This window comes from Polaromonas sp. (assembly GCF_030682935.1).
Classification (GTDB): Bacteria; Pseudomonadota; Gammaproteobacteria; order Burkholderiales; family Burkholderiaceae_C; genus Polaromonas.
In genome coordinates this window covers 1-7,269 of record NZ_JAUXNA010000311.1, presented here as the reverse complement: position 1 = coordinate 7,269, position 7,269 = coordinate 1, and the positions used below count along the sequence as shown (strand labels likewise).

Annotated in this window: 6 protein-coding genes; 3 read left to right on the top strand and 3 right to left on the bottom strand. The window is 61.6% G+C overall.

Features of this window, described 5'->3' with window-relative positions; all coding sequences use genetic code 11:
• Nucleotides 1-683 precede the first annotated feature (683 nt).
• Nucleotides 684-2,012 carry a M20 aminoacylase family protein gene (locus Q8K05_RS14390; RefSeq protein ID WP_305247323.1) on the top strand — a complete coding sequence of 443 codons (1,329 nt, stop codon included), beginning with the start codon at nucleotides 684-686 and terminating at the stop codon, nucleotides 2,010-2,012.
• A gap of 178 nt (nucleotides 2,013-2,190) precedes the next feature.
• Here Q8K05_RS14390 and Q8K05_RS14385 read toward each other — a convergent pair whose 3' ends face one another.
• Nucleotides 2,191-2,322, bottom strand: a complete 132-nt coding sequence (locus Q8K05_RS14385; protein ID WP_305247322.1) for a hypothetical protein — start codon at nucleotides 2,320-2,322, stop codon at nucleotides 2,191-2,193.
• On the opposite strand from Q8K05_RS14385, the gene Q8K05_RS14380 reads away from it, so the two are divergent.
• On the top strand, nucleotides 2,321-3,859 hold the full coding sequence (locus tag Q8K05_RS14380; RefSeq protein WP_305247321.1) for a Fic family protein: 1,539 nt from the start codon (nucleotides 2,321-2,323) through the stop codon (nucleotides 3,857-3,859). The genes Q8K05_RS14385 and Q8K05_RS14380 overlap by 2 nt on opposite strands.
• A 41-nt stretch (nucleotides 3,860-3,900) precedes the next feature.
• Here the strand turns inward: Q8K05_RS14380 and Q8K05_RS14375 are convergent, their stop codons facing one another.
• Entirely contained in the window at nucleotides 3,901-4,746 is an 846-nt protein-coding gene (locus tag Q8K05_RS14375; RefSeq protein WP_305247320.1) for a MurR/RpiR family transcriptional regulator, read from the bottom strand.
• Between the two features lie 37 nt (nucleotides 4,747-4,783).
• Entirely contained in the window at nucleotides 4,784-6,265 is a 1,482-nt protein-coding gene (gene zwf, locus Q8K05_RS14370; RefSeq protein ID WP_305247319.1) for a glucose-6-phosphate dehydrogenase, read from the bottom strand.
• Nucleotides 6,266-6,398: 133 nt separating this feature from the next.
• Here zwf and Q8K05_RS14365 point away from each other — a divergent pair.
• Nucleotides 6,399-7,269, top strand: an 871-nt coding sequence (locus tag Q8K05_RS14365; protein WP_305247318.1) for a transaldolase, incomplete at its 3' end; no start/stop codon positions are given.

The window sequence follows — 7,269 nt, the reverse complement described above, 5'->3', positions numbered from 1 at the left end:
AGTAAGGCTGCTTACAAGACCACCGCTGCTGGTGTTGGCGTTCGCCACGCATTCTAATTTTTCAGCTAGCGTGAGCTAGCGGTTAAATCAGAAACAAAAAACCCCATCGTGGCAACACGGTGGGGTTTTTTTGTGGGTTTTTATCCCCGCATCCCTCTGCACAGGCGCAAGTTGCTGGCATGGCCAATGGCCCGTAAATTTAAGTAAAAATGGCCTGTAGCCCAATCAGCGCGGGCGCAAGATGCTATATATTCAATAGTAATTTGGCGGGCCCGAACAGGCCATGCAGACCGCGCGGAATCATTGGCAGGCATTGCTGCCGTCAACCCTTGGCGGCAACTGGCTGGCGGCGCAATTTCGTGCTGGCGTTTCCCCTTTGCATGTCATCGATCTGGAACAAGGGCGGGGGAATTGTGTGGCTTTTGCGTCCCACCCGCGCTGAATGCGGGCCGCAGTGCTTGACCCCCGTGCGCGTAGCCAAGAAACCAAGAAACCAAGTAGGCCTAAGCAGGGTTAAACACGTTGTTCAAAAGAGCCGTCAAACCGTTTTGTCCGATGCGCTGGAAACTCATGCGGCGGCGGGTCAAGTTGACGGTGAAAAACCCCCTGTGCACAACGGCCTGAGCCGATGGGGGAAGATGACATCACGCGCCTGGGCCAATGGCGTCTTAGCAAGGAACAACATGAGGCATCCTGTCATTGATAACGACACCCTGCAGCCCCTTTCAGGGAGGTCTGTCCGCACGGACGGCTTGCGCGCCAACGGCCGCGCCTTTGCGCAGATTACCCAATTCCACCCGGAACTGACCGCGTTCAGGCGCGATCTGCATGCGCACCCGGAACTCGGCTTTGAGGAGGTCTACACCTCCAGCCGTGTGGCCCAGGCGCTCAAGCTCTGCGGCGTGGATGAAGTGCATACCGGCATCGGTAAAACCGGCATTGTTGCTGTCGTCAAGGGCCAGCAGCCCGGGGCGGCTTTGAAGTCCGCGTTGACCTCTGACTTGCGGCCCATGGTGGGTTTGCGGGCCGACATGGATGCGCTTCCCATGACCGAGCACAACGAGTTTGGCTGGAAATCTTCAAAACCCGGCTTGATGCACGGCTGTGGCCACGACGGCCACACCACCATGCTGCTGGGCGCTGCCCGTTATCTGGCCGAAACGCGCCGCTTTGCCGGCGACGCGGTGCTGGTGTTTCAGCCCGCCGAAGAGGGGCGCGGCGGGGCCGACGCGATGATCAAGGACGGGCTGTTTGAACGCTTTCCGGTGCAGGCGATTTACGCCATGCACAACTGGCCCGCCATGCCGCCCGGCACCATAGGCATCAATCCCGGCCCCATGATGGCGGCGGCCGACCGCATCACGATCGAGATCACGGGCCGGGGCGGCCATGGCGCGCATGCCTACCTCACGGTCGACCCGGTGCTGGTGGCCGCGCACATCATCACGGCGCTCCAAAGCATCGTGTCGCGCAACGTCAAGGCCATGGATGCCGCCGTGATCAGTGTGTGTTCCATGCAGGCCGGCGACCCCGGCGCCATGAGCGTGCTGCCCGGCCATGCCACGCTGGTGGGCACGGTGCGCACCTTCAGGCCCGAGGTGCAAGACTTGGTCGAGCGCCGCCTGAAAGAGTTGTGCGCCGGGGTGGCGCAGGGCTTTGGCGCCACGGCCACCGTGAACTACGAACGCATTTACCCGCCCACCATCAACACGCCGGCGGAGTATTTGCTGGCGGCCAGCGTCGCCGATCAACTCGTGGGGCCCGAAAACGTGGTGCGCAACCTGGAGCCCAGCATGGGCGCTGAAGATTTCTCTTTCATGCTCAGGCGCAAGCCGGGCGCCTATTTGCGTCTGGGCCAGGGCGAGCAGATTCCGGATGGCAAGGGCGGCAGCACGGGCGGCGTGGGCAGCCACTTTTTGCACAACAGCCGCTATGACTTCAACGACAGCGTGCTGCCGCTGGGCGCGGCGCTGTTTGCCGGGATCGTGGAGCGGGCGTTGCCGCTGGCTTGAGGCCCGAAAGGCTTCTGGTTGCTATTGAAATGGAAGCTGCTTGTGCCTGTGTTTATTGGGCTAAAAACCTTGCTTGGTAATAAATAAGTGACTATTCAGCCCCCTCTGCGACTGGCAGGCCGGGGCGTCCCCCCCCCTAACCCTCCCCCAGAGGGAGAGGGAAAAAGAGGGCCTTGTCTTACTCCCTTCCCGGAAGGGCTGGGGTGGTGGCCAGCAGCGCGCCGCGAATTAAATGTTTTTCATCAAGACGCATTACATTTATAAATAATTCTTGAAAAATAATCGTTTTTAGCAACACAAAGGTCGTCATGTCAGACTGGATTGGTTACCGCTGGCTGGCCGAGCGCTACGCGATTGAGTCGGTGCAGCCTTTGCTGGTTGAAAGCCAGATTGGGCCTTCCCGGCGCACGCTGCAGACAGATGGGATCACCCGCGAAATTTACACCGCCGTCATCCGTCCAGACGATGCGCTGTCGGCGCACCTGACGTTTGCGCTGAAGCATGAGGGGGTTGTGCTGGAGTTTTTGGCCCGCCTTTTTGAGCATGCACCAGAAGAGGAAATGGCTGCCTGGGTCAACCGCGAAAGAACGGGGCAGTACGCCCGCCGGGCGGGATTTTTCTGGGAGTGGCTGAAGGGGCGTGCGTTGCCCGGTGTTGCCTCAGTGAGCGGGGGCAACTATGTGGATGCCCTTGACCCGGCGCGCTACCTGGTCAGCACCCAGGCCCGCAACAATGCCCGCTGGCGCGTGCGGGACAACCTGCCGGGAACCCGCTTTTTTTGCCCGACCGTCAGGCGCACCGCGCTTGTTGTGGACGCTGAAAAATACGACTGTGCGGCGCAGCTTGACGCCTTGCAGGCTGAATATGGCGCGGAAATCTTGACGCGCAGCGCGGCGTGGTTAACCGTCAAGGAAAGCCGCGCCAGTTTCCTGATTGAGCACGAGCAAGACCAGAAAGAAAAAATCAAGCGCTTTGCCGCCGTCATGACGCAGCGCTGCGGGGCGGCGCTGAACCCTTTGAGTCGCGACTCCCTGGCGGAACTTCAACAGGAAATTATTGGCGACAAGGCGACGTTCACCCATTTCGGCTTGCGCCAGTCTCCGGTGTTTGTAGGCGAGACGATTCACCTCCAGGAGGTGGTTCATTACGTGGCCCCTCATTGGCGTGAACTTGACGCGATGTTGCAGGGGCTGGAGGCCTTTGTTGAGCGCACACACGGTGCCGCCCCGATTGCACGCGCTGCCGTGGCCGCATTTGGCTTTGTTTACATCCATCCGCTGGCAGACGGAAACGGCCGTATTCACCGATTTCTGATTCACGACATGCTCCGCAGGGACGGGGCCGTGCCGCGCCCATTCATCCTTCCTGTTTCCGCCGCGATTACCCACAAGGCCCAGGACCGGGCGCAGTACGACGCGGTGCTGGAGGCTTTTTCCGGGCCCTTGATGGCCCGTTACAGCGGGCTTTATGCGTTTGAAAAACAGGCGCAGCGGTATGCGGACAACATCAGCTCGAATTTTGTCTTTGGCGGGTATGACGATGCCCTGCCAGCGTGGCGCTATCTGGACCTGACCGAGCATGTTGAGTATTTGGCTCGCCTGATTGACCAGACCCTCCGGTTGGACATGCGCAATGAAGCGGCGTTGCTTCGCGCTTGGGACAGCGCCCGGGCTGCCGTGAAGTACATCATTGAAGGCCCCGACCTGGATATTGACCGAATTGTCCGGTCCATCCACGGAAATTCGGGGCGAATTTCAAACAAATTGCGCAGCGAATTTCCGGTTCTCGCAGATGCGGCGGTTGCCAGCGACATTCTTCAAGCCATTTCGGGCGCATTTTCGGGGTAATGGCTGCGAGATTTCACGGCGATGACGCGGGGCATGTGCGTTCACGCATAGCGCTTGCTCCGCAAATTATTTTTCATCTCTTTCAGCAGCGGCTGCAGCTTGGGGCCTATGCGCAGCGCCAGGCAGGTGGCCAGAATGTCAACAATCATCAGGTGCAGCAGACGCGACACCATGGGGCTGTAGCGGTCGTAGCCTTCGGGGTGGTCGGCGGCCAGGTGAACGTTGCCGGCCTTGGCCAGGGGCGAGCCGGTGGCCGTGATCACAATGGTGGTGGCGCCGTTTTTTTGGGCGATGTCACAGGCATCCATCAGGTCGCGCGTGCGGCCTGAGTTGGAAATCACGACCACGCAGTCACCCGGGCCCAGCAGCGAGGCGCTCATGACCTGCATGTGGCCGTCGCTGTAGGCAATGCTGTTGATGCCCAGCCTGAAGAATTTGTGCTGGGCGTCCTGCGCCACGATGCCGGAGTTGCCGACGCCAAAAAATTCAATGCGCTTGCCCGCGCGGTAAGCCGCCAGCAGCGCCAGCGTGGCTTTTTCAAAAGCCAGCGGACTGGCGTCGTTGCGGTACTTTAAAAACGCGGCTACGGTGTTGTCGATGACCTTGACCAGCACGTCGCCGGTTTTGTCGTCCACATCGACGCTGCGGTGGATGAAGGGCACGCCCTCGCTGACGCTGCCGGCCAGCTTGAGCTTGAAGTCCGACAGGCCGTCATAGCCCACGCTGCGGCAAAAGCGCACCACTGTCGGCTTGCTGACATGCGCGCGGCTGGCCAGTTCGGTGATCGGCAGGTTGGCAAAGGCGCGCGGATCGGCCAGCACCAGCCGGCCCACGCGCTGTTCGGCCGGGGCCAGCGAGGGCAAAGAGGCTTTGATCCGGTCTAGCATTCGAGTATCTTTTGTGTGGGGGGAAGGCGCAATGGCCTCAGCACTCTTCACTCCAGCAATAACCATCTCTCGCAATCATGGCGCTGGACGCACTCGGTCCCCAGGTTCCCGACGCGTAGGGGCGGGGTCCGGTGCTGTCGTGGCGCCAGGCGTCCAGAATCGGCTCGACCCAGCGCCAGGCCTCTTCCTGCTCGTCGCTGCGCACAAACAGGTTGAGCCGCCCGGCAATCACGTCGAGCAGCAGCCGCTCGTAGGCGCCCACGCGTTCGGAGCCAAAGCGTTTGTCAAAATCCAGGTCCAGCTGCACCGGCGCCAGGGTCGGTGCGCCCCGGCTGGTGCCGCCGCCCCGGCGCTGGTCGGCCCCCTGGGCCAGCAAATGCAGCTCCAGCCCGTCTTTGGGCTGCAGGTTAATCACCAGCCGGTTGTCCACGTTCGAGCTGGCCAGGGGCGACTTGAAGATGGCATGAGGCGCCGGGCGAAAGTTGACCTCGATATGCGCGTCACGGCCGGCCAGCCGTTTGCCGGTGCGGATGTAAAAAGGCACGCCGGCCCAGCGCCAGTTGGCAATTTCGGCGCGCAGGGCGACAAAGGTTTCGGTGCGGCTGTGCGGGTCAACGCCTTTTTCGTCGCGGTAGGCGGGCACGGCCTCGCCGTCGATGCTGCCACCCGCGTACTGGCCGCGAATGACGTGCTGGCGCAGGGTCTCGGGGGTCCAGGCTTTGAGTGAACGCAGCACCTTGAGCTTTTCGTCGCGAATGGCGTCGGCGTGCGCGTTGATGGGCGGCTCCATGGCCACGGCGCACAGCAGCTGCAGCGCATGGTTTTGCACCATGTCGCGCAGCGCGCCGGTGCTGTCGTAAAAAGCGCCGCGTTTTTCCACGCCCAGCTCTTCGGCAATGGTGATCTGGATGTTGGCAATGTGCTCGCGCCGCCACAGCGGTTCAAACAGCGAATTGCCGAAGCGCAGTGCAAACAGGTTTTGCACCGACGGTTTGCCCAGGTAGTGGTCAATGCGGAATATCTGCTGCTCGGTGAGCACGCTGCGCACCGTTTCGTTGATGGCGCGGTTGGAGGCCAGGTCGTGGCCCAGCGGCTTTTCGAGCACCACCCGGGTTTGCGGGCCATTCAGTCCGGCCGCGGCAATCTGCTCGCATACCGTGGTGAACAGACCGGGGGCGGTGGCCACGTACATCACCACCACATCGGCGGGCCGCTGCTGCAGCCGGGCCGCCAGCTGCGCGTAGTCGGCCGGATTGGCCAGGTCCATGCGCAGGTAGCCGAGCAGCGCCGCAAAGCGCGAAAACTCCTCCTCGCTGGGGCGCTTGGCCAGCTCGACCTGGTCGAAGCGGGATTTGATCAGGGCCCGGTACTGGTCGTCCGACAGGTCGTCGCGCGCCACGCCCACAATGCGGCCGCCTTCCGGCAACGAGCCGTGACGAAAGGCCTGAAACAGGGCCGGCATGATTTTGCGCCACGCCAGATCACCGGTGCCGCCAAAAAGGATGAGGTCAAAGCTCATGGTAAAAACTTGTGGTGGTAATTAAGTTTCATATTCTATTGGCATAATGGTAACTTTATTGCAACCCCATCCTGTCTATTTGGCGGGGTGTTTCATCTGAACCAACTTCGCGCCTTTGGCGGGCGCTTCTGCCATGAACCAACTCGATGCCCTGAAACTGCTCACTACCGTGGTGGCCGATACCGGCGATTTCAAACAGCTGGCCCAGTTCAAGCCGCAGGACGCCACCACCAATCCTTCGCTGATCCTCAAGGCGGTGCAAAAAGCCGATTACCAGCCCTTGCTGCTGGGCACGGTCAGCCGCTTCAAGGACCGGCCACTGGATGAACTCATGGACCGGCTGCTGGTGCGCTTTGGCTGCGAGATACTGTCCATCATTCCGGGCCGGGTCTCTACCGAGGTCGATGCCCGCCTGAGTTTTGACACCAACGCCTCCGTCACGCGCGGCGAACGCCTGATCGAGCTGTACCAGGCCGAGGGCATTCACATTGACCGGGTGCTGATCAAGGTGGCGGCCACCTGGGAAGGCATTCAGGCCGCTGAGCAGCTGGAGCGGCGCGGCATTCATACCAACCTCACGCTGCTGTTTTCGTTTTGCCAGGCCGTGGCCTGCGGCCAGGCCCGAGTGCAGCTGATTTCCCCGTTTGTGGGCCGCATTTACGACTGGTACAAAAAGTCGGCGGACACGGCCTGGGACGAGGCGGCGCATGCGGGCGCCAATGACCCCGGTGTGAAATCGGTGCGCGAGATCTTCAACCACTACAAACACTTTGGCATGGCCACCGAAATCATGGGGGCGAGTTTTCGCAACGTGGGCCAGATCACGGCGCTGGCGGGCTGCGACTTGCTGACCATCAGCCCCGAGCTGCTGGCCCAGCTGGCGGCCAGCGAAGCGCCGCTGGCGCGCGCGCTGGACGCCGGTGCCGCGGCGGCGCTGGACTTGCCCGCCGTGCAGTTTGACGAAGCCGGTTTCCGTTATGCCCTCAATGAAGACGCGATGGCCA

Coding starts and splice junctions, on each gene's coding strand:
- zwf (WP_305247319.1), bottom strand. CDS start 6,265: ATGAGCTTTGACCTCATCCTTTTTGGCGGCACCGGTGATCTGGCGTGG.
- Q8K05_RS14380 (WP_305247321.1), top strand. CDS start 2,321: ATGTCAGACTGGATTGGTTACCGCTGGCTGGCCGAGCGCTACGCGATT.
- Q8K05_RS14375 (WP_305247320.1), bottom strand. CDS start 4,746: ATGCTAGACCGGATCAAAGCCTCTTTGCCCTCGCTGGCCCCGGCCGAA.
- Q8K05_RS14390 (WP_305247323.1), top strand. CDS start 684: ATGAGGCATCCTGTCATTGATAACGACACCCTGCAGCCCCTTTCAGGG.
- Q8K05_RS14385 (WP_305247322.1), bottom strand. CDS start 2,322: ATGACGACCTTTGTGTTGCTAAAAACGATTATTTTTCAAGAATTATTT.